General features: G+C 68.0%; 25 protein-coding genes and 1 tRNA gene. 14 read left to right on the top strand and 12 right to left on the bottom strand.

Features of this window, described 5'->3' with window-relative positions:
- The first annotated feature begins 181 nt into the window (after positions 1–181).
- The 4 genes from EXE58_RS19155 to EXE58_RS19140 all read left to right on the top strand — a co-directional run bounded on the left by EXE58_RS19155 (position 182) and on the right by EXE58_RS19140 (position 4,890).
- Positions 182–1,576, top strand: a complete 1,395-nt coding sequence (locus EXE58_RS19155) for a condensation domain-containing protein (RefSeq protein ID WP_135269320.1) — start codon at positions 182–184, stop codon at positions 1,574–1,576.
- Positions 1,554–2,972, top strand: a complete 1,419-nt coding sequence (locus tag EXE58_RS19150) for a condensation domain-containing protein (RefSeq protein WP_135269319.1) — start codon at positions 1,554–1,556, stop codon at positions 2,970–2,972. The genes EXE58_RS19155 and EXE58_RS19150 overlap by 23 nt, the downstream gene beginning before the upstream one ends.
- Before the next feature lie 87 nt (positions 2,973–3,059).
- A complete protein-coding gene (locus EXE58_RS19145; protein ID WP_135269318.1) occupies positions 3,060–4,259 on the top strand; it encodes an exonuclease/endonuclease/phosphatase family protein in 1,200 nt (399 codons plus the stop codon).
- A 16-nt stretch (positions 4,260–4,275) separates the two neighbouring features.
- Entirely contained in the window at positions 4,276–4,890 is a 615-nt protein-coding gene (locus tag EXE58_RS19140; protein ID WP_135269317.1) for a hemerythrin domain-containing protein, read from the top strand.
- A 25-nt stretch (positions 4,891–4,915) separates the two neighbouring features.
- On the opposite strand, the gene EXE58_RS19135 is transcribed toward EXE58_RS19140, so the two are convergent.
- Complete coding sequence (locus tag EXE58_RS19135; RefSeq protein ID WP_135269316.1) at positions 4,916–5,623, bottom strand: FMN-dependent NADH-azoreductase; 708 nt, start codon at positions 5,621–5,623, stop codon at positions 4,916–4,918.
- A 107-nt stretch (positions 5,624–5,730) separates the two neighbouring features.
- On the opposite strand from EXE58_RS19135, the gene priA reads away from it, so the two are divergent.
- Genes priA through EXE58_RS19100 form a run of 7 tightly spaced genes read left to right on the top strand, consistent with a single transcriptional unit; the run spans position 5,731 to position 13,329 of the window.
- Entirely contained in the window at positions 5,731–6,483 is a 753-nt protein-coding gene (gene priA, locus EXE58_RS19130; protein WP_135269315.1) for a bifunctional 1-(5-phosphoribosyl)-5-((5-phosphoribosylamino)methylideneamino)imidazole-4-carboxamide isomerase/phosphoribosylanthranilate isomerase PriA, read from the top strand.
- Complete coding sequence (gene hisF / locus EXE58_RS19125; protein WP_135269314.1) at positions 6,480–7,241, top strand: imidazole glycerol phosphate synthase subunit HisF; 762 nt, start codon at positions 6,480–6,482, stop codon at positions 7,239–7,241. The genes priA and hisF overlap by 4 nt, the downstream gene beginning before the upstream one ends.
- 17 nt (positions 7,242–7,258) lie before the next feature.
- On the top strand, positions 7,259–8,143 hold the full coding sequence (locus EXE58_RS19120; protein ID WP_135269313.1) for an ABC transporter substrate-binding protein: 885 nt from the start codon (positions 7,259–7,261) through the stop codon (positions 8,141–8,143).
- On the top strand, positions 8,143–9,006 hold the full coding sequence (locus tag EXE58_RS19115) for an amino acid ABC transporter permease (protein WP_135269312.1): 864 nt from the start codon (positions 8,143–8,145) through the stop codon (positions 9,004–9,006). Before EXE58_RS19120 ends, EXE58_RS19115 begins: the two co-directional genes overlap by 1 nt.
- The gene (locus EXE58_RS19110; protein ID WP_135269311.1) at positions 9,006–9,737 is read left to right on the top strand and encodes an amino acid ABC transporter ATP-binding protein; all 732 of its coding nucleotides are present in this window, start codon (positions 9,006–9,008) and stop codon (positions 9,735–9,737) included. Before EXE58_RS19115 ends, EXE58_RS19110 begins: the two co-directional genes overlap by 1 nt.
- 15 nt (positions 9,738–9,752) lie before the next feature.
- Positions 9,753–11,537 (top strand): ABC transporter ATP-binding protein, encoded by a 1,785-nt coding sequence (locus EXE58_RS19105; protein WP_135269310.1) that lies wholly within the window; start codon positions 9,753–9,755, stop codon positions 11,535–11,537.
- A complete protein-coding gene (locus EXE58_RS19100) occupies positions 11,530–13,329 on the top strand; it encodes an ABC transporter ATP-binding protein (RefSeq protein ID WP_135269309.1) in 1,800 nt (599 codons plus the stop codon). Before EXE58_RS19105 ends, EXE58_RS19100 begins: the two co-directional genes overlap by 8 nt.
- Positions 13,330–13,336: 7 nt before the next feature.
- Here EXE58_RS19100 and EXE58_RS19095 read toward each other — a convergent pair whose 3' ends face one another.
- Positions 13,337–13,765: an SsgA family sporulation/cell division regulator gene (locus tag EXE58_RS19095; RefSeq protein WP_167289021.1), complete on the bottom strand. Its 429-nt coding sequence runs from the start codon at positions 13,763–13,765 to the stop codon at positions 13,337–13,339.
- Between the two features lie 148 nt (positions 13,766–13,913).
- Here EXE58_RS19095 and EXE58_RS19090 point away from each other — a divergent pair, with 148 nt between their 5' ends.
- Both EXE58_RS19090 and EXE58_RS19085 read left to right on the top strand, forming a co-directional pair.
- The gene (locus EXE58_RS19090) at positions 13,914–14,411 is read left to right on the top strand and encodes a PGPGW domain-containing protein (protein WP_135269307.1); all 498 of its coding nucleotides are present in this window, start codon (positions 13,914–13,916) and stop codon (positions 14,409–14,411) included.
- A 16-nt stretch (positions 14,412–14,427) separates the two neighbouring features.
- Positions 14,428–14,499, top strand: a tRNA-Val gene (locus EXE58_RS19085).
- 104 nt (positions 14,500–14,603) lie between these two features.
- Here EXE58_RS19085 and EXE58_RS19080 read toward each other — a convergent pair.
- From EXE58_RS19080 to EXE58_RS19060, 5 genes are all read right to left on the bottom strand, one after another.
- Positions 14,604–14,840 carry a helix-turn-helix domain-containing protein gene (locus EXE58_RS19080; protein ID WP_135269306.1) on the bottom strand — a complete coding sequence of 79 codons (237 nt, stop codon included), beginning with the start codon at positions 14,838–14,840 and terminating at the stop codon, positions 14,604–14,606.
- 428 nt (positions 14,841–15,268) lie between these two features.
- On the bottom strand, positions 15,269–16,582 hold the full coding sequence (locus tag EXE58_RS19075; protein ID WP_135269305.1) for a hypothetical protein: 1,314 nt from the start codon (positions 16,580–16,582) through the stop codon (positions 15,269–15,271).
- The gene (locus tag EXE58_RS19070; protein ID WP_135269304.1) at positions 16,582–16,881 is read right to left on the bottom strand and encodes a hypothetical protein; all 300 of its coding nucleotides are present in this window, start codon (positions 16,879–16,881) and stop codon (positions 16,582–16,584) included. Before EXE58_RS19070 ends, EXE58_RS19075 begins: the two co-directional genes overlap by 1 nt.
- A 119-nt stretch (positions 16,882–17,000) precedes the next feature.
- On the bottom strand, positions 17,001–17,540 hold the full coding sequence (locus EXE58_RS19065; RefSeq protein WP_135269303.1) for a hypothetical protein: 540 nt from the start codon (positions 17,538–17,540) through the stop codon (positions 17,001–17,003).
- Positions 17,540–17,956 (bottom strand): single-stranded DNA-binding protein, encoded by a 417-nt coding sequence (locus EXE58_RS19060; RefSeq protein ID WP_135269302.1) that lies wholly within the window; start codon positions 17,954–17,956, stop codon positions 17,540–17,542. The genes EXE58_RS19065 and EXE58_RS19060 overlap by 1 nt, the downstream gene beginning before the upstream one ends.
- 254 nt (positions 17,957–18,210) lie before the next feature.
- On the opposite strand from EXE58_RS19060, the gene EXE58_RS19055 reads away from it, so the two are divergent.
- The gene (locus EXE58_RS19055; RefSeq protein WP_135269301.1) at positions 18,211–19,479 is read left to right on the top strand and encodes a hypothetical protein; all 1,269 of its coding nucleotides are present in this window, start codon (positions 18,211–18,213) and stop codon (positions 19,477–19,479) included.
- A gap of 72 nt (positions 19,480–19,551) precedes the next feature.
- Here EXE58_RS19055 and EXE58_RS19050 read toward each other — a convergent pair whose 3' ends face one another.
- From EXE58_RS19050 to EXE58_RS19030, 5 genes are all read right to left on the bottom strand, one after another.
- Positions 19,552–19,830, bottom strand: coding sequence for a hypothetical protein (locus EXE58_RS19050; protein ID WP_135269300.1), 279 nt, complete (start codon positions 19,828–19,830; stop codon positions 19,552–19,554).
- A 280-nt stretch (positions 19,831–20,110) separates the two neighbouring features.
- Complete coding sequence (locus EXE58_RS19045) at positions 20,111–20,893, bottom strand: restriction endonuclease (protein ID WP_135269299.1); 783 nt, start codon at positions 20,891–20,893, stop codon at positions 20,111–20,113.
- 70 nt (positions 20,894–20,963) lie between these two features.
- Complete coding sequence (locus EXE58_RS19040) at positions 20,964–21,437, bottom strand: helix-turn-helix domain-containing protein (protein ID WP_135269298.1); 474 nt, start codon at positions 21,435–21,437, stop codon at positions 20,964–20,966.
- Positions 21,438–21,513: 76 nt separating this feature from the next.
- The gene (locus tag EXE58_RS19035) at positions 21,514–23,262 is read right to left on the bottom strand and encodes a TraM recognition domain-containing protein (RefSeq protein ID WP_135269297.1); all 1,749 of its coding nucleotides are present in this window, start codon (positions 23,260–23,262) and stop codon (positions 21,514–21,516) included.
- The gene (locus EXE58_RS19030; RefSeq protein WP_167289019.1) at positions 23,259–23,615 is read right to left on the bottom strand and encodes a hypothetical protein; all 357 of its coding nucleotides are present in this window, start codon (positions 23,613–23,615) and stop codon (positions 23,259–23,261) included. The genes EXE58_RS19035 and EXE58_RS19030 overlap by 4 nt, the downstream gene beginning before the upstream one ends.
- Between the last annotated feature and the right edge of the window lie 49 nt (positions 23,616–23,664).

The raw sequence follows: 23,664 nt of genomic DNA, 5'->3' as shown, positions 1-23,664 counted from the left end.
CGAGATGTTCGTGACGCAAAGTAACGCGCGTTTGCAACGGGAGTTGCATTCTGGGGAGTAGCCCAAGCTGGGAGGCAGGGTTTTGCGTTCGTCACATCTGAGGGTGGGTGACGTGCGGCCTGGGGAGGTCAGGGCATGGGTGCCCACCGCTGCGAGCCGTGCGGCCCTTGAGTCGTGCCCCGTGGACCCGCGACCCCTGACCCATGACCAGCTCGGCCACCTCTCCGGTGCCATGGGTCGCACTCAGGGCGATCCTGCTGACGCGCCGTGGATCGGGGCTTCCTGTGTGCTGGCCGACGCCGGTCCAGGGTCCGTGGCCGCCGCCCTCGCGAGCCTTTTCGACCGGCACGAGAGCCTGCGCTGCGACTACGTGCCCGGCCAGGTCGGGCTGCCGTCAGGCGTGCCGGGCCAGGACGAGCCGTTCCGTCGCCGGCTGTTGCCGCCACTGGTCGTGGAGTTCGAGGAGGTCCCGTTGGGGGTCCACGACGACGCCTCGGCCGTCCACGCGGTCATCATGGACTGGTTCGCGGCGCACGCCGGCCCGGCCGCCTGGCCGCACTCGGCCTTCGTGACGCTCGAGTCGGGCGATGAGGTCACGCTCTTCGCGGCCTTCGACCACGTGACCTTCGACGGCTTCTCGATGTACACGTTCGCCGCCGAGATCCCGCTGCTGCACAGGGTCTTCGCGGCTGGTGATGCCCCCGACCCGGCGCTCGCGCTCAGTGGGAGCCACCTGGAGCACGCCCGTGACGAGCGCGAGTTCACCCGCTCGCTCACCGTGCAGGAGCCGCGGCTCCGGCCGTGGCGCGAGCTGCTCGACGATCGCGGTCAGGTCCCCGGCCTGCCGCCGGCCTCGGGCGTGCGTCGCGGCGACCAGGTCACGCACGCCATGGTGTCGCTGCCCGTCGCCGCTGCGGAGGAGTCGGAGGCGTTCCGCGCTCTCTGCGAATCGTGGGGCGTCTCCTACGGGTTGGGGTTCATCGCGCTGCTGCTGCGGGCGATCGCCGTGCAGGAGGGCCCTGCGCCCACGACGGTCAGGACGATGATGAGCACCCACGGTCGCTCCCGTCCCTACCGCGGGTCCGTTGGGTGGTTCGCCGGCGTGGCGCCACTGACCGTCGACGTCGACCCGTCGGCCGACCTCCGTGACTCGGTCATGGCAGTCCGGTCGGCCTGGACCGACTCGGCTCCGTCGGGTCGCATTCCGCTGGGGGTGGTGGGGGACCTGCTCGGCACCCGAGTCGAGCCGGGCCTGGTCGTCTCGTTCATGGACTCCAGGTACTGCCCCGGATGGTCTGAATGGGCCTCCACCCAGGCTCGCGGCTACCTGGGCCACGTACCGCCCAGCGACCAGGCGCATGCCTGGATCAACTGCCTGCCCACCGGGACGTTCCTCGAGGCGCGCCACCCCGACACCCGCGAGTGTGCTTCCTGGGTCTCCACCCTCGCGGTCCTGATGCGGGGCTCCTTGCAGAGCGCGTTGCGCGGCTCGCGCGTGCCGCGGTCCGAGCTCGTGCCGACCGTTCCGTCCCCACGACAGGAGAGTGCCCACCATGCAGATGACTCGTCTCGATGACCACGAGACCGTCACCGGAGAGGTGTGGCTCCTGAGGCCGAGCCTGCGCACCAGGCAGGCGATGGGGCGCGCGGAGCGCTCGGACGCGCAGCCGTCCTACCTGCAGACCGCCCACCTCGACCTGCGCCTGGCGATGGAGCGCATCGGCAAGCGAGACGCCAGCTGGCTGGCACTGGCGTTCGAGCGCGAAGGTCGCATCGACCCCCAGGTCCTGGCCCGCACCCTGACGACCTGGGTGCGTCGCCACGGCGTCCTGCAAGGGTGGTTCACCGTCGGCGAAGGTGGCTACGTCCGACACGACGTGCACGTGGACGACATCGAGTTCGTGGCCGAGGCCGCGGGCCGCGTCGACGACATGACGTCGTTGCGTGCGGTCGTCGGGCCGCTGCTCGACGAGGTCTGCACGCCCTTCGACACCTTGGGCTACACGATGGTCGCGGTCGCCTCCCAGGAGCGGTCTGCGGTCTACCTCGGACAGGACCACTGCTACTCCGACGGCTTCAGCGTCATGATCGCGTTCACCGAGATCAACGAGATCTACGAGGCGCTCGAGGAGGGACGTCCGGTCGACCTGCCGCCGACGGTGAGCTACACCGACTATGCGCAGGTCGAGCGCGAGGCCGCCGCCCAGGTCACTGTCGAGCACCCCGCCATCGCCTACTGGGCCGACTACGCCATGAAGGACATGGGCACGCTGGCCACGTTCCCGATGGAGCTGGGACTCGCCCCCGGACAGCAGGAAGTGCTCGTCCCGGCCCGGATCGACCTCCTCGACGGTCCCGAGACCGAGGCTGTGGAGAGGCTGGCTCGTCAGGACGGTGCGACGTTCCCGTCTGTCGTGTACGCCGCGTGCGCCATCGCCGCGCGCGACCTCGCCGGCCGCTCGGCGTACCGCTTCCTGAACCCGATCCACACCAGGACCACTGCCGAGCAGCTCCCGGCGATGGGATGGTTCGTCAATCTCACCCCCATCCACGTGGACCTGGCAGCCGGGGACGACATCGTCTCCATCGCGCGCCGGGTGCGCGAGACGTTCAGGTCCGCCCAGGTCTGCGCCGACGTGCCCGTGCTGCGCGTCATGGAGCTGGTGAAGGAGGTCTTCGGCTTCGAGAGCGACAGCATCCAGCGCCCGCCGATCGTGTCGTACCTCGACGGTCGCCTGGTCCCCGGCAGCGAGCGCTGGGACGCCCAGCGGTTCTTCGGGCTCACCGGTGGTGGGGACGACGACGACGTCAACGTGTGGATCAACCGGATGCCTGCTGGGACGCACGTGATGTGCAGCGTCCCCGACACCCCGACGGCCGTCACCAACGTCCGGGCGTTCTTCGAGCACGCCCGCGACACCTTGCACGACTACCTGGCGCGGGGCGGTGACGGCGAGTCCTCGCTGTCGTAGATCTGGTCGGAGCCCACAGGATTCGGGCGATGACAAGCGGCCCTCCCGGGTCCAGAATGCAGGGACCACGCGACTCCGGGAGGGAACATGACGACGAGGCGACGACTGGCTGCGCTGGGGTGCGCGGCGTCGGTCCTGCTGGCACCGCTGACGGTGATGGGGCTGGCGGAGGCCAAGACCCCGCCGGGCAAGCCGGTGACGGTGATGACCCGCAACATCTATCTCGGCGTCGACATCAACCGCCCCGTCGAGGCAGCGATGGAAGCCGCCGCCCAGCCGGGGGCCAGCCTGATCACCGTGCTCACCGCACTCGCCCACGCGACGGACGAGAGCCGCAGGATCGTGGATCGCACCGACTTCCACGTGCGCGCTGAGCTCCTGGCCGACGAGATCGGTGACGCGCGACCCGACCTGGTCGGTCTGCAGGAGGTCGCCCTGTGGCGGCACGGGCCGATGGAGATCGGGCAGGTCGGCGTGCCCAACGCGGAGGTCGTCGACTACGACTTCCTGCAGATCCTCCTCGACGAGCTCGCCGAGCGAGGCACGCCCTACGTGGCGGCCAGCATCGCCGACCGCGCGGACGTCGAGGCGCCCAGCTTCTCCGGCAGCGTCGCGGCACCGGTCAACCCCCGAGACATCCGGCTGACCATGCGCGACGTCGTCCTGATGCGACAGTCCAGCAGCCTCACCGAGATCGACGAGGGTCAGGCTGTCTACGACGTGAACCTCTCGCTCGGGGTCGCGGGCGTGACGTTCGACTTCGACCGGGGCTACCAGTGGATCGACGTGCGGGCGGGCTCCGAGCGGTTCCGCTTCGTCAACACCCACCTCGAGGCCTTCAGCTCCGACATCGCCCTGGCCCAGGCGCAGCAGCTGGTGTCGGAGGCCACCTCGCCGGACCGCAGCACGATCTTCGTGTGCGACTGCAACTCCGATCCGGTCAACAGCAAGGTCAAGGAGATCGACACGGTGCCCCACAAGGCACCCTACGAGCTGATCACCGGGCCAGGCGGCTACACCGACCTCTGGAAGGCCTCAGGGCGGCCGGCCGACCTGCCCGGCTTCGACGCCGGAGACACCTCGGGGCTCAACGAGACGGTCGACGAACCCCTTCCCGGGTCGTGGACCCACCGCATCGACATGGTCTTCGGGCGCACCGCGTCAGGTGAGCCGCTCACCACCGACCGCGGTCGGGTGACGGGCCGCGACGGAGACCCGCGCGACCCGGCGACCGGCCTGTGGCCCTCCGACCACGCCGGAGTGGTCATGCGGGTGCGAGGTCTCTGAGGTGGCGGAGCTGAGCATGAACCAGATCATCCACGCAGCCGTACGCCGAGACATCGCGCGCACCGAGCAGGCGCTGCGGTCATTCCCCGAGGGTGATCGCTCACGCGCGTCCCAGCTGCACGGGGCGTGGCAGCACCTGGTCCACCAGCTGACCCACCACCATGAGGCCGAGGACGCCAACATCTGGCCGTTCCTGGAGTCCCGTGGACACGACGCGTCGCTGCTGGCGGCCATGGAGGAGGAGCACGCGGCGATGAAGGTCACGCTGTCCTCCGCCTCGGCCGCTCTCGACGACCTGGTGCAGGAGCCCACCACGGCGCAGGCGTCGACCGCTGCTGACGCAGTGGCCGAGGCAGGCAGGGTCACCAACACGCACCTCGACCACGAGGAGCGCGACGTCGAGCCGCTGGTGGCTGCCCTCGAGGACGACCCGGAGTGGAGGGCGGTCGCCAAGCGGCTGCGTCCGGCGAGCATCGTCGACGCGGCCAACGCGCTCGCCTGGATGCAGGACGGTGCGGGGGAGCGTGAGCTGTCGTCGCTGCGGGCCACGATCCCGGGTCCGGTGGTCAGCGTCATGACCGGCCTGCTCGGACGCCGCTACTCCCGGGAGGTGGCCCCCACCTGGCGGTGAACGTCGTACCAGGCGAGCTACGACCTCAGTCGACGACGGCCAGGCCTGGAGCGGGCTCGGGCTCGGGCACGCGCGGGTCCGGGACGTCGAGCGAGGCGCCCCGTTCCTCACCTGCCACCCATGCACGCACCTCCGCGATCGCGCTGGCGAATGCGATCTTGCGCTGGTCGGGTCCGACATCCATGGGCTGGGCGTTGAAGAACGCCACGTCGGTGATCCCGACGAAGCCGAAGATCGCTCGCAGGTAGCTCTCGAGGAAGTCGTAGGAAGCAAGTGGGCCAGAGGAGTAGTCGGCGCCCCGGGAGGTCACGCAGATCATCTGCCTGCCATGCACAAGGCCCTCGGGGCGTCCCTGCTCGTCGTACTGGAACAGGTAGCCGGGCTGGACGATCGCGTCGATGTAGTACTTCAGGGCGTAGGGGACGCTGAAGTTCCACATCGGCACGGTCAGGAGATAGGTGTCGGCGTCGAGGAACTGCTCGATGGTGCGCTCGATGTCGCTCCACGAGCCACGGGCGTCCTCGTCGATCGCCTGGCCGGTCATCAGCGCGTACTTCGTCTTGATGTTGGCCCCGGCCACAGCAGGCAGGTCGACGCTGAAGAGGTCGAGGGTCTTGACGTCGAGGTCGTCGTACTTCGCGTGGAGCTCCTCCAGGAGCACACCCGAGAGGCGTCCGGTGTGCGAGGCGAGCCCGCGCGGAGTGGCGACGATGTGCAGCAGACGGTGGGTCATGAAGGCCTCGGGGCAGTGGCGGAGGTGCCGGAGGTTCCATTAGAGCGCCGTGGCCAGCGCATGGATACCCCGGTATGGACCATCGCGACCACTCATAGGATCGAGGCATGGCTTCCCCCGATCAGCGCCACCTCGAGCTCCTGCCCGCCGTCGACATCAAGGGTGGCCAGGCCGTCCAGCTGACCCAGGGAGTCGACGGGTCCGAGAAGCGCTTCGGCGACCCGGTCGAGGCGGCGCTTCGCTGGCAGGAGGCGGGTGCGGAGTGGATCCACCTCGTCGACCTCGACGCGGCGTTCGGGCACGGCCACAACCGTGAGCTCCAGGCTCAGATCGTCGGCACCCTCGACATCCGGGTTGAGATGAGCGGCGGCATCCGCGACGACGAGTCCCTCGAGGCCGCCATGGCGACGGGCTGCCGTCGGGTCAACATCGGCACGGCGGCACTCGAGTCGCCCGAGTGGTGCGCCCGCGCCATAGCGACCTACGGCGACCGGGTGGCGATAGGCCTCGACGTGAGGGGTACGACGCTGGCGGCGCGCGGCTGGACCCGTGAGGGCGGCGACCTCTACGAGACCCTGGCCCGTCTCGACGCCGAGGGCTGCGCGCGCTACGTCGTCACCGACGTCAACAAGGACGGCATGCTCGCCGGCCCCAACCTCCAGCTCCTCCGCGACGTCTGCGAGCGCACCGACCGACCGGTCGTCGCGAGTGGGGGAGTGACCACGCTCGACGACATCCGGGCCCTGATGGACCTCGTGCCGATCGGTGTCGAGGGCGCCATCGCGGGGACGGCGCTCTACGAGGGCCGGTTCACCCTCGAGGACGCCCTGGCGCTGACCCAGCGACGGGCGCCGCAGTGACGCTCTCGATCCGCGTGATCCCCTGCCTGGACGTCGACGGCGGCCGGGTGGTCAAGGGCGTCAACTTCACCGAGCTGCGAGATGCGGGCGACCCGGTGGAGCTGGCCCGGCTCTACGACGCGGAAGGGGCCGACGAGCTGACCTTCCTCGACATCTCGGCCTCCCACGAGGGACGCGCGACGACGATGGAGATCGTGTCCCGCACCGCCGAGGAGGTCTTCATCCCGCTGACGGTGGGCGGGGGAGTGAGCAGCGTGGAGGACGTGGACCGGCTGCTGCGCGCGGGTGCCGACAAGGTCGCGATGAACACGGCGGCGATCCACCGGCCCGAGCTCATCGCGGAGGTGGCGGACCGGTTCGGCAGCCAGGTGCTCGTGCTCAGTGTCGACGCCCGCCGGGCGGAGGGGACCGGCAGCGGGTTCGAGGTGACCACCCACGGCGGCCGCAAGAGCGCCGGTCTCGACGCGGTCGAGTGGGCTGCCAGGGGAGCCGAGCTCGGTGCCGGCGAGATCCTGCTCAACGCCATGGACGCCGACGGCACCACCGACGGATTCGACCTCGAGCTGATCAGGGCCGTGCGTCGCGAGGTCAGCATCCCCGTGATCGCGAGCGGCGGGGCAGGTGCCGTTGATCACTTTCCGCCAGCCGTCGACGCCGGTGCGGACGCGGTGCTCGCCGCGACGGTCTTCCACTTCGGCACCCTGAGCATCGCCGACGTCAAGGCCGGGCTGAGATCTGGCGGCCACCCCGTCCGGTGACGTTTAGGATTCAACCCATGTCTGCCCTGCCCCTGAACGCGCTCACCCGCGCCGCTGCCGTCGCCCTCCTCGCCACCTCCCTCGCAGCCTGTGCCCCCGCCGATGAGGCCGAGGACGCGGGCACCGCCGAGGAGACCACCTCGACCTCGGAGGAGTGCACCCCCGAGACCATGGAGACGGTCACGCCGGGGGCGCTGACGATCGCGACCGACTCCCCGGCCTACGAGCCGTGGTTCGTCGACGACGACCCGGCCAACGGGGAGGGCTACGAGTCCGCGGTCGCCTACGCGATCGCCGAGGAGCTCGGCTTCGACGAGGACGACGTCACGTGGACCGTGGTGCCGTTCAACAAGGTCGTGCAGCCGGGCGCCACCGGCTTCGACTTCGACGTCAACCAGGTCTCCATCACCGAGAAGCGACGCAACGCGGTCGACTTCTCCTCCGGCTACTACGACGTCCGGCAGACCGTCATCACCAACGAGGGCAGCGCGATCGCCGACGCGTCCTCCCTGGAGGACCTCGCCGACGCCAAGCTCGGCGCCCAGGTGGGGACCACCAGCTATGACGCCATCACCGAGCAGATCCAGCCGTCGCAGGACCCCGGCGTCTACGACACCAACGACCAGGCGGTCCAGGCCCTCAAGAACGGCCAGATCGACGGCATCGTGGTCGACCTGCCGACCGCCTACTTCATGACCGCGGTCCAGCTCGACGACGGGGTGATCGTCGGCCAGCTCCCGTTGGCGAGCGAGACCCCCGAGCAGTTCGGCGCGGTGCTGCCCAAGGGCTCGGCGATCACTGACTGCGTGACGCAGGCGGTCGACGCGCTGCGCGAGGACGGCACCCTCGACGAGCTCAACGAAGAGTGGCTCGCCCAGCAGGGCGCTCCCGAGCTGTCCTGATGTCCACAGTCGACGGCGCCGACTGGACGCCGTCGGCGGTCCAGCGTGAGCGGGACGCCTGGCGCCGGCGCCAGACGTTTCGCAGCGCCGGCATCGCCGGACTCAGCACGACCTTCCTCCTGGGAGTCCTGGGCTACGTCGTCGTCTCCTCGCCTGGATGGGACCGCGTCGCTGAGACCTACTTCGACTGGGACAAGGCCGTTGACTCGTTCCCTGCGGTGCTCGAGGGCCTCTGGCTGAACATCCGGGTGATGCTGGTCTGTGCGCTGCTGATCCTGGTCGTCAGTCTCACGATCGCGGTCATGCGCACCCTGCGTGGGCCGGTGGCGTTCCCGCTGCGAATGCTCGGCACGGCCTACGTCGACGTGTTCCGGGGCCTGCCGCTGCTGCTCGTGCTCTTCCTGCTCGGCTTCGGGGGGCCAGCGCTCAACCTCAGCGGCCTGCCCAAGTCGGCGCTGTTCTGGGGCTGCTCGGCGCTGGTGCTGTCCTACTCCGCCTACGTCGCCGAGGTCTTCCGGGCCGGGATCGAGTCGATCCACCCGAGCCAGCGTCTCGCCGGTCGGGCGCTGGGGCTGAGCTATGCGAAGACCCTGCGCCACGTGGTGCTGCCGCAGGCGTGGAGGAGGGTCCTGCCGCCCTTGATGAACGACCTGGTCTCGCTGCAGAAGGACTCCGGCCTGATCGCCGTGCTGGGCGTGATCGACGCCATCCGTGCCGCACAGATAGAGACGGCCCGCGACTTCAACTACACGCCGTACGTCGTCGCCGGCGTGCTGTTCGTGTGCCTGACCGTGCCGATGGCCAGGCTGACGGACTGGTTCGCGCGCAAGCAGGGGTTCCACGGCGCGGGAGGAATGCTCTGATGGCACTGCTGGCGATGACGGGCGTGCGCAAGGCCTTCGGGAACCACGTGGTGCTGAGCTCCGTCGACCTGACGATCGACGCCGGGCAGTGCGTGGTCCTGATCGGCGCGTCGGGGTCGGGCAAGTCGACCCTGCTGCGCTGCGCCAACCTGCTCGAGGTCGTCGACGACGGTGTGATCACCTTCGACGGCCGCGACATCACCGACCCGCGGGTCGACGGCGACGAGGTGCGCTCCCGGATGGGTCTGGTGTTCCAGGCCTACAACCTGTTCCCGCACCTGAGCGTGCTCGGCAACGTCACCCTCGCGCTGCGCAAGGTGCACGGCGTCCCGGACGCGGAAGCGCGCACGCGCGGCCTGGAGATGCTGGACCGGGTGGGGCTCGCCGAGAAGGCCAGCGCCCGCCCCGACGACCTCTCGGGGGGCCAGCAGCAGCGCGTGGCGATCGCGCGGGCGCTGGTCGCGAACCCGAGGCTGATGCTGCTCGACGAGGTGACGTCGGCGCTCGACCCGGAGCTGGTGGGAGAGGTGCTCGACCTTCTCGGAGAGCTGAAGGCCGACGGAGTGACGATGCTGCTGAACACCCACGAGATGGGCTTCGCGCGCGAGGTCGCCGACCAGGTCTGCTTCCTCCACGACGGACGGATCCACGAGTCGGGGACGCCCGAGCAGGTCCTGGGCAACCCCACCCAGGAGCGGACCAGGGCCTTCCTCTCGCGCATCAGGGCCTGAGCTAACCTCGGGCTGGTGAGTGACGAGTCAACGCTGCGCGGCTCCACCACTCGCGAAGGCTTCGCCGTCCTCGGTGTCGCGATCCGGCGCGAGCCGTTCGTCTTCACGGTCGCCACCGCCGGCGCCGTCCTCTTCGGGGTCCTCACCGTCGCCGACGCGTGGGTGCTGGGCTGGGCGACCGACAATGCCCTGGTCCCGGCGTTCGAGAACGGCGAGATCGGCACCGACATGCTGGTGTGGGTCGTCGCGCTCTTCGTCGGGGTGGCGATCCTGCGAGCCGTCGGCATCGTGGCCCGTCGCCTCGGTGGCGGGATCATGTACTACCGGATGCAGTCCCACACCAGGCGCTCGGTGACGCGCCAGTACCTCGCCCTGCCGATGGAGTGGCACCAGCGCCACCCGACCGGGCAGCTGCTCTCCAACGCCTACTCCGACGTCGAGGCCGCCTGGGCGCCGATCATGCCGCTGCCGATGGCACTCGGCACGATCGTGATGATGGTGATCGCCGTCATCCAGATGCTCATCGCCGACGTCGTGATGGCGGTGGTGGGGCTGTTGGTCTTCCCGGCCGTCATCGTCGCCAACCTGGCCTACCAGCGCTTCTCCTCCCCGCTCATGACACGCGCCCAGGGCCTGCGCGCGGAGGTCAGCGAGATCGCCCACGAGTCGTTCGACGGGGCGATGGTGGTCAAGACGCTGGGTCGCGAGACCGAGGAGACCGACAGGTTCCGGGCCAAGGCCCACGAGCTGCGCGACGTCAACATCCGGGCGGGCCGCATCCGTGCGGCGTTCGACCCGACACTGGCGAGCCTGCCCAACCTCGGCGTGCTGGTGGTGCTCGCCGTGGGGGTCTCGCGGGTGATGAGCGGCGACACCGATGCCGGCGACGTGGTGACGATCGCCTACCTCCTCACCATCGTCTCCTTCCCGATCCGGGCGATCGGTTGGCTGCTCGGCGAGTTCCCGCGCTCCGTGGTGGGCTACAACAGGGCCCGCGCCGTGATCGAGGCGACCGGGGCGATGTCGTACGGCGGCGGGTCGCTGCCACGGAAGTCCACGGGAGCGCTCCTCGAGCTCGACGACCTGCGCTACTCCTACGACCCCACCGCGCCCCTCTTGAAGGGCGTCGACCTCACCGTCACCCCGGGGCAGACGCTGGCGATCGTGGGTCCGACCGCGTCCGGCAAGAGCACGCTCACCAGTCTGATGGCCCGCCTGGTCGACCCCGACGACGGAGAGATCCGCATCGACGGGATCGACTTGCGCGACCTGCGCCACGGCGAGCTGGCGCGTGACGTCGCGCTCGTCCCGCAGACCGCGTTCCTCTTCGACGACACCGTGCGGGACAACGTGACGCTGGGTGCCGACGTCAGCGACGAGGACGTCTGGGCGGCCCTGCGCACCGCGCAGGCCGACGGCTTCGTCGCCGCCCTGCCCGCGGGGCTCGACGCCCGCCTGGGAGAGCGCGGCACCTCCCTGTCCGGAGGCCAGCGGCAGCGTCTCTCGCTGGCGCGCGCCCTGGTCCGGCGCCCCCGGCTGCTGATCCTCGACGACGCGACGTCAGCGGTGGACCCGGAGGTGGAGGCCCGCATCCTCGCCTCGCTGCGCGACGACGTGACGGGCTTGGAGGCCTCGCTGGTCGTGGTGGCCTACCGCAAGGCGACCATCTCGCTCGCCGACGAGGTGGTGCACCTCGACCAGGGGCGCATCGTGGGCCGGGGCACCCACGCCGAGCTCCTCGCCGGTAGCCCCGACTACGCCCGCCTGGTCAACGCCTACGAGGTGGAGACCCATGAGTGATCCCACTGCAGGCACCACCATGGACACCGGCGAGAACATCCAGCCGCTGGAGACCATCCGCCTGGGCATGCGCTACTCGCCCGAGATCCGCGAGGGTCTGGGCTTGACGCTCCTGCTCGCGGTCATCGCCTCGTGCGGGCAGGTCGTGGTCCCGATCGCGGTGCAGCAGACCCTGGACCGGGGACTCAACGGCCCGGACGGCCCTCGGTTGGGCTTCGTGCTGTGGATGGGTCTCGCTGCCTTCGTGGCGATCGTGGTGACCAGCGTGGCGTCGTACGCCATGACCAGTCGGCTGTTCACCGCCTCCGAGCGTGGCCTGGCCACCCTGCGCACCCGCGCGTTCCGGCACGTCCACGACCTCCCGCTGCTCACGCAGAACACCGAGCGGCGCGGGGCCCTCGTCTCGCGGGTCACCACCGACGTCGACCAGGTGAGCCAGTTCCTCGTCTTCGGAGGACTGATCTTCGTGGTCAGCGTGGGCCAGATCCTCGTCGCCACCGTCCTGATGCTGGTCTACAGCTGGGAGCTCGCGGCGGTCGTCTGGTTGTGCTTCGCCCCGCTGTTCCTGTCGATCCGCTACTTCCAGAAGAAGCTGTCCCAGGCCTACACCGTCGTACGACACCAGGTCGGCGTGCTGCTCGGCGCGATCTCCGAGCCGGTGGTCGGCGCGGCAGTGGTGCGGTCCTACGGCGTGCAGGAGCGCACCCAGGAGCGCATCGACACCGCGATCGACGACTGGCAGGCCGCCTACACGCACGCCCAGACCTACACGGTGGTGTCGTTCTCGCTCGGCGGCATCTCGGCGGGGCTCGCGAACGCCGGCGTGATCGTGATCGGGATCCTGCTGGGCTTCACCTCCGACATGACTCCCGGCAAGGTGCTCGCCTTCGCGTTCCTGGTGTCGCTGTTCGTGGGTCCGGTGCAGATGGGCACCCAGATCCTCACCGACGCCCAGAACGCCATCTCGAGCTGGCGTCGTACCCTCGGCATCCTCGAGACGCCTGCCGACCTCGTCGATCCCGGTCCCGGGGGCGTCGAGCTGCCGAGCGGACCGATCGACGTGACCTTCGACCACGTGACCTTCGCCTACCCCGCGGGTCCGCCCGTGCTCATCGACGTCGACCTCCACATCGACGCCGGCACGCGGGTGGCGATCGTGGGGGAGACGGGCTCCGGGAAGTCGACCTTCGCCAAGCTGTTGACACGCCTGATGGACCCCACCGAGGGTGCGGTCCTGCTCGACGGGGTCGACGTGCGCACCATCGACGCCGCCTCGCTCCGCAGGAGCGTGGTGCTCGTCCCCCAGGAGGGGTTCCTCTTCGACGACACCATCGCGGCCAACGTGCGCTACGGCAAGCTCGACGCGACCGACGAGGAGATCCACACCTCGGCGCAGGAGCTGGGGCTCTCTGAGTGGCTGGAGGGGCTGCCACGCGGGCTGCGGACGCGCGTGGGACAGCGTGGTGAGTCGCTGTCAGCGGGGGAGCGGCAGCTGGTGGCGCTGCTGCGGGCGCACCTGGCCGACCCGGACCTGCTGGTGCTCGACGAGGCGACGAGCGCGGTGGACCCGCGTCTCGAGATGCAGATCGGCCTGGCCATGGAGCGGCTGATGCAGTCGAGGACCTCGGTGACGATCGCCCACCGGCTCTCGACCGCGGAGAAGGCCGACGAGGTGATCGTGGTCGACCGCGGGCGGGTGGTGCAGCGTGGTCCCCACGCAGAGCTGCTCACCCACGGGGGCAGCGTCTACGCGGGGCTACACGCGAGCTGGGTGTCCCAGCGCGGGAGCTGAAGGGGGGTCAGGAGGCGAGGAGCTCGGCGATCAGCTGGTCGACGTCGAGGTGCTCGGACTCGTGCCCCTCGGGAACGACCTCGGTCGTCCGGCTGATGAACTCGGCGACGCTCTCGGCGCGCGCCTCCAGGAGGAGGTGGCCGTCGGGGGAGCTGAGCTCGATGTTGACCACGGCACGGCCGTGGCCGTCGATCCCGGGGAAGACTGCGACGTCGCCGTCTCCGTTCGGGGCGAGGGTGCCGCGCGAGAGGAGGTCCCGGCCGAAGGTCCACACGAGGCTGCCGTCGCCGGTGACGAAGGTCATCGACACCGCGTAGGGATCGGTTCGCCGGTAGCCGAGCACCGTGTCGATCTCGTGGCGCTGACCATTCTGGTCCACGCACTCGACCGTGATGTCGACGGCAACGTCGGCGACGGTGCGTCCGCTTCCGAACATGTTCATCCTTGGTCCTCCAGAACCTTTCGGGCAGTTCACCCACAAGACGCCGCCGGGGCCGCGCCATGACGCGATATCGAAACTGCTACTGCTGGTCTAGACCAAATCCCTGTTTCGCCACGTTGTATGACGTCGCTAGGGTCTGGTCATGACCGGAGCCGCCAAGCGGATCGTTCTCGAGACGCTGGGCTGGGTGCTGCTCCTCGTCGGGATCGCCGCTCTGGTGCTCCCCGGCCCGGGTCTCCTCTGTATCTTTGCCGCACTTGCCCTGCTTTCGCAGCAATATGAGTGGGCTGATCGCAGAGTCGAGCCAATTCGTCTCCGCGCACTGCGAGGAGCGGCTGAGAGCGTGGCCACGTGGCCACGCATCATCGCCTCCGTCCTGAGCGCTGCAGCGCTCGCCGCCTGCGGCGTCCTGTGGATCATGTACCCGCCCGCGCCGGACTGGTGGCCGCTCGACGCCGCGCTCTGGCTTCCGGGAGGTGTCTGGACCGGTGTCACCCAGGTCGGCTCCGCCGTCATCGCCGTGGCGCTGATCATCTACAGCTACCGCCGCTTCCACGGACGCCCCGAGGCGCTGGAGGCTCTCAACCGCGAGATCGCGGGTGAGGGAGCCGATTCCCCCTCTCGCGGACCGGTGCGTTAAGGTTCCCGACGGACTCGGGCGATTGGCGCAGTGGTAGCGCGCTTCGTTCACACCGAAGAGGTCACTGGTTCGAACCCAGTATCGCCCACCGAGCAGAAAACCGCCTTTGACCTGCGAAGACAGCAGATCAGAGGCGGTTCTGATTTGGTCCTCGTAGTCCCTACGTAGTCCTCAGATCCGGCGAGCCGTCCATTAAGACGCGTCCTCGCGGTGCGTGGTCGGGATGCGGCGGAGCGCATCTTCGAGCTCGTCGAGACGGATCCGGATATGCCGACGACCGCACTTGTAGGCCGGAATCGTGCCGTCGCTGATCCGCCGGCGGATCGTCTTCTTGCTCAACGACATCAAGTCGGCGGCCTCATCGAGGGTGAGGTAGACGGGCGTGACGCGCTGCTTGGGGACGCGGGCTGTCTTGCTCTGTGTGGTCATGGCGGGCTCCTGGTGGTTTGTGGTCACTTCGGAGGTGCGCGACGTTCCGCAGCGCTGCGTCGTTCGAACGGGTGTGCGAAACTTCATGGCATGGCGGGTGGTTATGGGCGGGGTGCGGGAGTCCCTCTGCGGGATCGCGTCCGTGTCGGCCTAGACGAGTTCGGCGAATCCGAGACGCTCGTGCGCCGCGTTGCTCCGTCTGGGCCTGGTCGGCACTGCTGGGTGTCGGTGCCCGTCGATGGTGGGCTCTCGCGCCCTGCGCTGCTGCTCGAGTGGCGTCGCGAGGGCGACGGTGGTCCTTGGGTGGGTCATGTCGTGTACGTCGCGCAGTTGAGGACCGACGAGTGGACCACGGTCATGGAGTGGCTGCCTGCGGATCGGATGACGGCTGAACCGCCGACAGCCTGAGGGTGCTGCTCGACCCAGGGCTACAGACTCGGGGCGTCGCTTGCTTGGCGGCGCCCGGTCGGTCGGTGGATGAGCGCGGCCTGCAGCTCGGCTCGTGAGGTACCGGGTCCTGTATTGCGAGGCCCGGTGGTCGGTCGTAGTCGGTCTCGGACGGTGTGGACGACTGCGAGGTCTTCGGCCTCGGTGACGGGTCGGAACCGTTCGCGTACGGGGAGGGTGATCCTTCCCCTCTTCTCTGGGTCGAGTCGAGGGAGAGTGACTCGCTGGACGAACGCCTTGCGTTGGAGGCCTTCCTCGACGATGTCGGCGATGCGGTGGTCGATGCAGTCGAAGAGGATCTGGAAGCCGCCGAGCACGCGCGGTTCGATGACGGTGTCGGGTGCGATCCTCTCGAGCCGCGCTGCGGCAGTGGCTGCTTCGCCGGCGGCGAGTTCTCCGGTGCCGATGAGTCCGCCGAGATCGCGCAGCTCTTGTTGGACGCGCGTGTAGGTCGCGGCCCGTGTCTTCCATGGCTCGACCAGGGCCGGCTGTGCGCGTGCCGCGAACGGGGTCAGCAGGCTGGAGATGAGGCGTTGGGAGTCCACGACGACCCTGAGGTTCACCAAACTGGGAAAGGCGCGAAGCCGCACGGTGAGGTCGTGCTCGGCTTGGAGCACGCCGAGGATTCCGGCTTTCACTGTGGTGGTCCTGATCGGCTTGCTCATGGGTCGCCAGCCGACGTCGTCGATGCTGTAGTCGGGTTGGCCCAGGTTGACATCGAGGGACGCGGCCAGAGCGGTCCACCCGAGCCGGGCGCTCTCCGCCAGCGACTCCCAGCCGGGGACGTACCTGTACCGCTGGTCGAGGATTACAAGTGCCTGCGCGATCGCGGCGACGTCCCCGACTAGTGCTTGGGCTTGTCTGGTGGTGAGCAGGCCGGCGAGGGCGGGGGTGGTGTCGTGTTCGGCGAGGGCAGCAGCGCGTGCGACCTGACGCCAGCCGTCCACGACAGGACTCTCGCTCGCGGTGGTCAACAGCTCGGTCGACGCGGGCGTGGCAGTCGACTCGGTCCGTGCGTGCTCCAAGGCGCGCGCGAGCTCGATCGCCGGGCTGCTGCGGCCGTTGGGTTTGAACGGGTTGTGGTTGCGTGGCGGCAGGTTGGTGAACAGCATCGGGCTTGCCACCTGCATCGCCTGGCCACACCAGACGAGCACGCTCTCGCGGTACTGCCGGATCACCTCCCCATCGGTCTGGCGTGCGGCGGAGTCCCTATCGCTCAGACGCTGCTGGATTCGGTGCTGCCCCAGCAAGGCGACAAGCTCGTTGCGCATCGTGGCACCGGTCTCGCCGTACATCAGTGGATCTCCAGCACGGTCGCGTTGTCGAGGAGAGCCAGGAGGAGCTCGACTTGGAGCTCGTCGACGCCGTGGGTCTTGAGCTCCTCGAGCGCGTGCGCGGCGAGGTTGAAGAGTTCGCCAGGCCCGTCGGGAAGGCCGTAGGTGTCGATGGCGGGACAGCCGTCACCATGAAGGACGTCCAGGGTGATCAGCACCTGCTCGTAGGCCGAGGACGCCTCGATGCAGCTGGCGCCATCGGAAAGAACCGCCAGGGCCGATCGGGCATCGCAGAGGGTGCGCGCGTGCGCGAGAAGCATCGCCTGCTCCTTTCGAGGGGATGGGAACGACACTCATGGGGCAGGGGCCGAAGGAACGCCGGACTTCGGCCTGGCCTGTGGATGAGGTGGCCTGTGCCGACCCGTGTGCTTGCTGCGGCTCAGGCCGTGAGTTGCTCGGCGACGAGGGCTTCGATCCGTCGGCGCTGTTGTAGGTCCTCGCGGACGAAGGCCTCGAAGTCGCGGTTCCGGTCGAGGATCTCGACCTCGCCGCTGTTGTTCTCCGGCGTTTCGCCGGGCCAATTGGTCTGTCGGGTGGGGCGGTCCCGGTCCAGGCGGGTGCCACAGATGGAGACCCAGTCCCGAAGCCGGGCCTTGGCTTCGGTGAAGTCGCCGAGCCATCTGATCGGGTCGGAGGGCCCAGCGGTCTCGTGGTAGCAAGCGAGCCAGTGGGTGTGGAGGGCGGAGAGCTCCCACACGAGCTCGTCGTGCCGGTGCCAGTAGGGCGGCACGATCGTCGGTGTGAGTCCGAAGGAGGCCTTGAGCCACTTCACCCACGCGTCCAGGTCGCGCCACCGGTACTCGGCCTCATCGGCGGTGAGGAGGTTCCAGTTGATCGCCGTGGGTGGCCCGTCGATGACGGCTTGCAGGCTGCCATACGCAGCGCGAGCCTCGGTGGGGTGCTGGTCGACGACAGCCATCACATGCCGAGCGCAGGCTGGTGCTGCACGGCCCTCTGTGCGGAGGCCGGGGCGTGCGGCGGGCGCCGCTGGACGACGTACGTCGTCTGGTTGGCGTTGTGACCGATCTTGCGGGCGACGAACTCTTCCTTGATGAGGCTCCCGCCGCGTTGGTCGATCTCGTACTCGTGGATGTAGCCGCTGGCGACGAAGAAGTCGCCCGGCCTGAACCGCTGGCCGATGACGCTGGCGGCTGTGTCGTACGCGACGACGTCGTGATAGGTCGGATCGAGCTTGGTGAAGGTGTCGTCCGCCTCGTGACGCCACTGCTCGACACCGACCCGGAGGCGGATGCGGTCGCCACCGCCCGTGGTGCGCTGGAGGTCGGAGATGGAGACGATGAACCCGGCCAGGCTCATCTGGGTGGGGATGGACATGCGGGACTCCTGGAGCCGGCGCGCCCTCGGAGTGAGTAGCGCAGTCAACAGTCAGGTGCGCCGACTCGGCCAAGATGGGATGCTGGTCGGACCCGTCTTGCGGGGGTGAACGATCCGCGAAGGCCTGGGCGCACCGTCGATGGCGGCGGAATGCCGCAGCTCGATGGACCATCAACTCCAAACTCGGTCCATCCGCCCAGTGGGCGCTGGGTGCGGTCGGAGAGATCGACCACCTATGGCACTAGGTTGGCCACGTGGACGCCTCTGCCCTCGAACCGGACGAGGCAGCCAAGCTGAAGCTTCGCCACATCCTGCGCGACTTCGCTCCATCGGAGTCCGGGCGAGGGTGGGTGGGGCGCAGTATCCGGGTCCCTGTTCACTCCGAGTCATTCGCGGTCCCGCAGCTTGCGATCGCGGCCCTGAAGTGGGTCGGATTCAATGACAGTGGCCCCCACGACAAGACCGCATGGTGCATGGAAGGTCGCTACCGCGACACCCACATCGCGCTCGCGTCGACTAAGTTCGGACTCCGCGTGTTCGTTGAGGGTCCTGCGCACGGCGACAGCACCCGCGGCGCCGCGGAATTGGACGATGCGGCGTCCGGTGCCGTCGCGTTCACCGGCACCGACGACCTCGAGGACAAGCCTGAGCTGAGGTCCCTCGTCGATGGATTCATCTCCCAGCTCATGGCGGGAGCGAAGGTGTTTGACCGACACGTCATGTCTCCGCTGGTCGACGCACAAGTCACGTCCGGTGATGTCACCCTGATGAATCAGAGCGCGCGGCTGCGTGGCGCCTACGACTATTTCAGATGGCAGGCGCAAGCGTTCCTCGACGGTCACGGCGACGAGGGATTGCGTCGCGCGATGACAGAGATGGGTGAGCGGGCAGCGTCGCAGACCGGCCAGCCCTGGTTCTTCACTCCCTTTCTTACTCGGACGCAGATGCAGTACTGCCTGACGGCAATGGCCACCGCCTACTTCTCCTGGCTCGAGCACGTGCTTGTGCTTTCCTTGCCGTTCGGGTCGTGGGAGCCGGAGCAGGACGACATCATAAAGGTCATATCCAGCACGTGGACTGAGAAGTGGGCGCTCGTCATTCCCGCTTCGAACACTTCAGAGCGACCACTTGCGGCCCTCAAGGAGGCCGCGGAGGAGTTCCGACACCTGAATGTTCACGGCGGGTTCGGCAAGGGGAACCGTTCCTTACTGGTGCATACCCCCATGGGCGTGCTGCCTGCCCGGCTGACGTCTGGTGCGCGAGCCATCAAGGCATCGGTGGTGCCTGAGGCACCGATCTCATTCGTGGACGCATGTGAAATCTTCGACGCGACAGACACGTTCCTACGCAACGGTCCCCTGAGTCTGCAAATGCGCTGGATCGAGTCTGGACTCCAGGTGGCGTTCGATGCCGAGACGCGGCGATCGTTTAGGGACACGATCGCGCAGGGGCCGGACGCGTTCGAGGTCCTGGTTGCAACTGCGGTAGAGCTCGAGGATCGGATGATGAACTTCGACTACTGATGGCATGAATCTCTATGAGGCGGGTAGAGGTCCACCACAGCCTTGATCTTGAGCGTCGGCTGAGAGCCGGCTTCAACCGATTCGCTTGCACAAACCACCAGGAAGGTCCGGCTCGGTTGCGCGGTCGTCGCCTTCAAAGATGACGGGCACGTGCTGGAGATGCCATGAGCAGGGTGAGTGCTTCCACTTCCACGTGATGTCGCTGATCGTCAGCGCCGTTGCACGAATCTGCGGCATGCAAGTAAGTGCCACTATGACGATCGCTATCCACCAGGGGTGGTCGCTACCGGACAGTGCGACGCTGGCTGCTCCGATTCCGGGCGCAAGCAGCGATGCACTCGTGGTGTCCATCGCATCCACCTCTATCCACTCGAGCGCCGCTCCGGATGTGAGCCTCTCAGGCTCGAGAGCGAGCGGTCCGCCCTGGTCGACGACCAGGCACGCCAGCCGTAGACGGGCGCGTGGGGTGAGTGCGGCGTTAGCGAGGGACACGAAGACCTCCTGGGTGGAAAGCGGTTCCTTAGACAACTCCACTCCACGCCCGGAGGTCTTCGCCTTCCAAGCTCATTCAAAATCGTGTCGTCACACGATCTCGACCAACGTGCCCGATCGGTACACCCAGGTGTCGTGACTATGCACGCTCCCCGAAAACTGCGTCGAACTCCGCGATGGCACTCTGGGAGTGCCGTATCAGGCGCTCCATGAAGGGTCGGAGTGCTGCGGCGTCCAGCACGTCGTCCGGAAGCGCATCTAGAAGGACACGACCTCCAGGCTTCTGAACTACATCCCGAAGTGGAAGCCTCGGCAGTTCGGCCTTGATCGAGGAGAACTTGTTGTCCACCACCGCCGGATGCAACGCAAAGTTGGTCACCATGAGCGGGGTGTAGATCTCCCGCAATGCGACAAATGCAGCCTGTCGCTCGTCGGGCAGTGCGGCGGCCTTCCTAGAGACACGACTGTTGATTGGTTCAGTGTATTCATGGAGCGCATCGGTCTCTTCAGCGACAGTCGGCGACATGAAGGACCTGAACCACCGGAGGGCGAACATTCGCTGAAAGTCGTCCCAAGTGAGTAGGTGAACGTTCGAGTAGGCAGCGGCCTCGCTGGCTCCCGATTGGAAGCCAGCTGACGACACCAACAATCCAGTGTTGGCGCCGCTGTCGCCAACCACGGTGCGGAAGCCGTGAACGACATCCTTGCTCACTGGCCTGTTCCAGTGTTTGCACTCGATGGCAAGGATGTTTGGCGGCTCTGCACGATCGTCGGCCCAGACATCGACGTTTACATCACCGCGTGCCAACTCAACGTGCTTCTGCACTTCGACCTCGTAGCCGCACTCGCGCAGGACACGCGCGACCATTGCCTCTAGGTCCTGCCAAGTGGCTGGCGGCGCGTCCTCGATTAGTGGGCTCACAGATCGAGCGTGCCAGTCTTGCTGAGTCTCCCGCGTCGGCTCGCGGCGGAAAGACGCGGGTGGTTACGCATCAGCTGGCGCACCTGATCCGAGCTATGGCCCAGTGCAGGTCATGGGGCAGGGCAAGAGCCAACTCAATGACTCCGTCTTCCGTCAGGCGTGCGTAGGCAGCGGCTAGTTCGGTGAGCGCGGCTTCCCTCGGTCGAGCTTGAACGAGCTTGGCCAAGGGCCTGTACAGGTCTGGCGCCAGTTCTCGCAGCCGGTCTTGGTCCTGAGCGGGCATTGAACTCCATGCGGAGGTGAGCGCAACAAGCGCCTCACTCCTGCGGCGCTCGTTGCGTCGACGCGTGTCGCGAAGGCTCTCTTGGCGCACGCGTTCCACATAGGCATCGAGGTCCGAACGGGAAACCCGCCAGGTGGCGGCGCCGCCGCGTCTAGCTACTACTGCAAGCAGGCCCTTGGTGACGAGGCTCGTCGCCTTGGAGTGGCTTAGTCCAAGCTCGGCAGCGACCTGCTTCATTGTCAGTAGGTCGTTGGGTGCCATGCGAAAAACCTAGATGCCAGTTAGCGCCCTGCGCCACCACTCGATCGCGACACGTTGACTTGCGGCGGAGAGACTCTCACCGCCCAGATCGGCCCCGCCGTTGGCGATCCACCCATGGACAAAGTTGAGTGACGACGGGCGGCGCGCTGCGCAGCAGCACCAGTCCCGTACCAAACGGGAGAGTCCGAATCCTCTCAGGTGGCATCACAGCCACTCGACGTGTTGTTCGCTGGATCGATCGGGAGCCGTAGTCCCCGATCGAGACGCTGTCAGTTCGCTCGTCGCGTTCGCCGATGAGCACGGAGAGCTCTTGGAGATCTTTGGAGGCAGACGCGCCACCGAGGATGACCTTGACGATGGAGGCGTCCCAGATCGCGCTCGCGGCGTGGTCGCCCCACTTGTGGCGTGCTTGGGACAGTGACTGGAGAACCGGCATGGTGGTGATGCCAGTCCCACCACCTTCGGCCATCAGCACCGGCAGCGACGGAAGCGGCGAAAGGTTGCCGATCTCATCGAGGGCGAGAAGGAGCGGCGGGTCGAGTCTCGCGCCGGGAGAACTGGCGGCCAGCCCACGGGCGGTCTCGGTGAGGTCCTCGATGAAGGCTGCGACAAGTGGCCAGGAGGCACCGGAACCCGCACCGGTTGCCAGCAAGTAGAGCGTCCCGTTGTTGGTGAGGAACTCAGTCGGGTCGAACTGTTCGCCGGGCTCAGGATTGACGGCATCGAGGACGCGAGGGTCGGCGAGGGAGGCGAGAGCTTGGGCGACTCCCATCCAGATCGAGTCGCGGGTGCGCGGGTCGGCGCCGATCATGGCCTGCAGCGCGTCGGCCCATCCAGTCGCCGCCGCGGGGTGTCCGGACAGGATACCGACCGCATCGGCCGCCACCGATGGGGACAGCGACCACTCGAAGAGCACCCGCGTGGAGAGACCTTCCAGCGCGGCTGCGTGCAGGAGCGCCTGAAGGGCGGACCGGGTCTTGCCTTCCCAGAACCCGCCGGACTCGACGCCGTCGGCCGAGAGCCCGGTGGAGGCGGCGAGGCCGGCGGCGCGGATCATCGCGGTCAGGGGTTGTTCGCAGCCTCGTACGGGTGACCAGCGCACAGCCGCTCGTCGTACGTCGATCAGCTCGGCGGTGAGCTGCTGTGGGTCGAAGACCGCGACGGGCCCACGCTCTTGTCTTGCGGCCAACGTGGCGGTGATGTTGTCGGGGCGGGTTGACGTGGTGACCACGGCGCCGGGCGCGTCGAGGATCGCGTTGATGACCAGGTGGAGGCCCTTGCCGGAGCGGGGTGGCCCGAGGATGAGGATGGAGTCCTCGACCGAGGCCCAGATCTCGCGGCCTCGGCTGCGGCCGAGCCGGTAGCCGATGTCTTCCGGTGAGGGGTGGGGGAGTGAGGGGCGCAGGGTTTGGCCGCGGCGTAGGAGTGCCTTCTTCGATGCCGCCGCTTCGATGTCGCGGGCGGTGGCGGTGCCGGGAAGTCGGTGTGGGTCTCGTGTGGCGCGATGTCGTACCCCGCTGACCACCCGCCACGTCACCCACGAGATGCCGGCAAGGACTGTCAGCCCGGCGGCGACGACAAGCCAGTACGCCGCGGCAGAGAGCTCGTTCGCCTCCAGGGCAGCACCGGGGTCGCGGGCGTTGAGGAGGACCTGGAACCCCGATGACACTCGGCTGCTCGGCTGCTCGGTGCCTGTCAGGAAGGCGGCGATCGACCCGGCTCCTCGCAGCAGTAGGGAGACACCGAACGCAGCGAGCAGTGCAACGAGGGCGAGGTTGACCAGTTCGTCGTCGACACCCCGCCCGTGTGGGTTCCCCGGTGTCATTGGATGGTCGCGATGGTGTGGGAGGTCAGTCCGACCAGGACGAGTCCGTCACGGCGTGAGGCGAGCAGCGTCGGCGGGAGGCGTAGGGGTGCGCTGCCGTCGAGGTCGGCTGTCTGTCGGGTCAGGACGTAGGCGAGCGCGACCTGCTCACCGGGCATGAAGCCTGCGTGGGACGTGGCGGGGGTCGTCGGCCAAACTGACTCTTCCTTGGGTGGCTCGGTGAGGTGTTCGGGTGGGGTGGCGATGTCGGCGTACGTCGTACCGTCGGCCTCACGGACCTCAACCCGGACGGGGGAGTCGAGCATGGTGGTGATCTGGTCCAGTACGTCGCCCACGTTGCCGCGGGTGAACACGCTGGCGTGTTGGTAGACCTCGCCATCGAGAGTGACGGTAAGGCCGCCA

It is taken from the genome of Nocardioides seonyuensis (genome assembly GCF_004683965.1).
Classification (GTDB): Bacteria; Actinomycetota; Actinomycetes; order Propionibacteriales; family Nocardioidaceae; genus Nocardioides; species Nocardioides seonyuensis.
The sequence above is the reverse complement of the archived record's forward strand: the minus strand, read 5'-3'. Positions and strand labels throughout refer to the sequence as shown.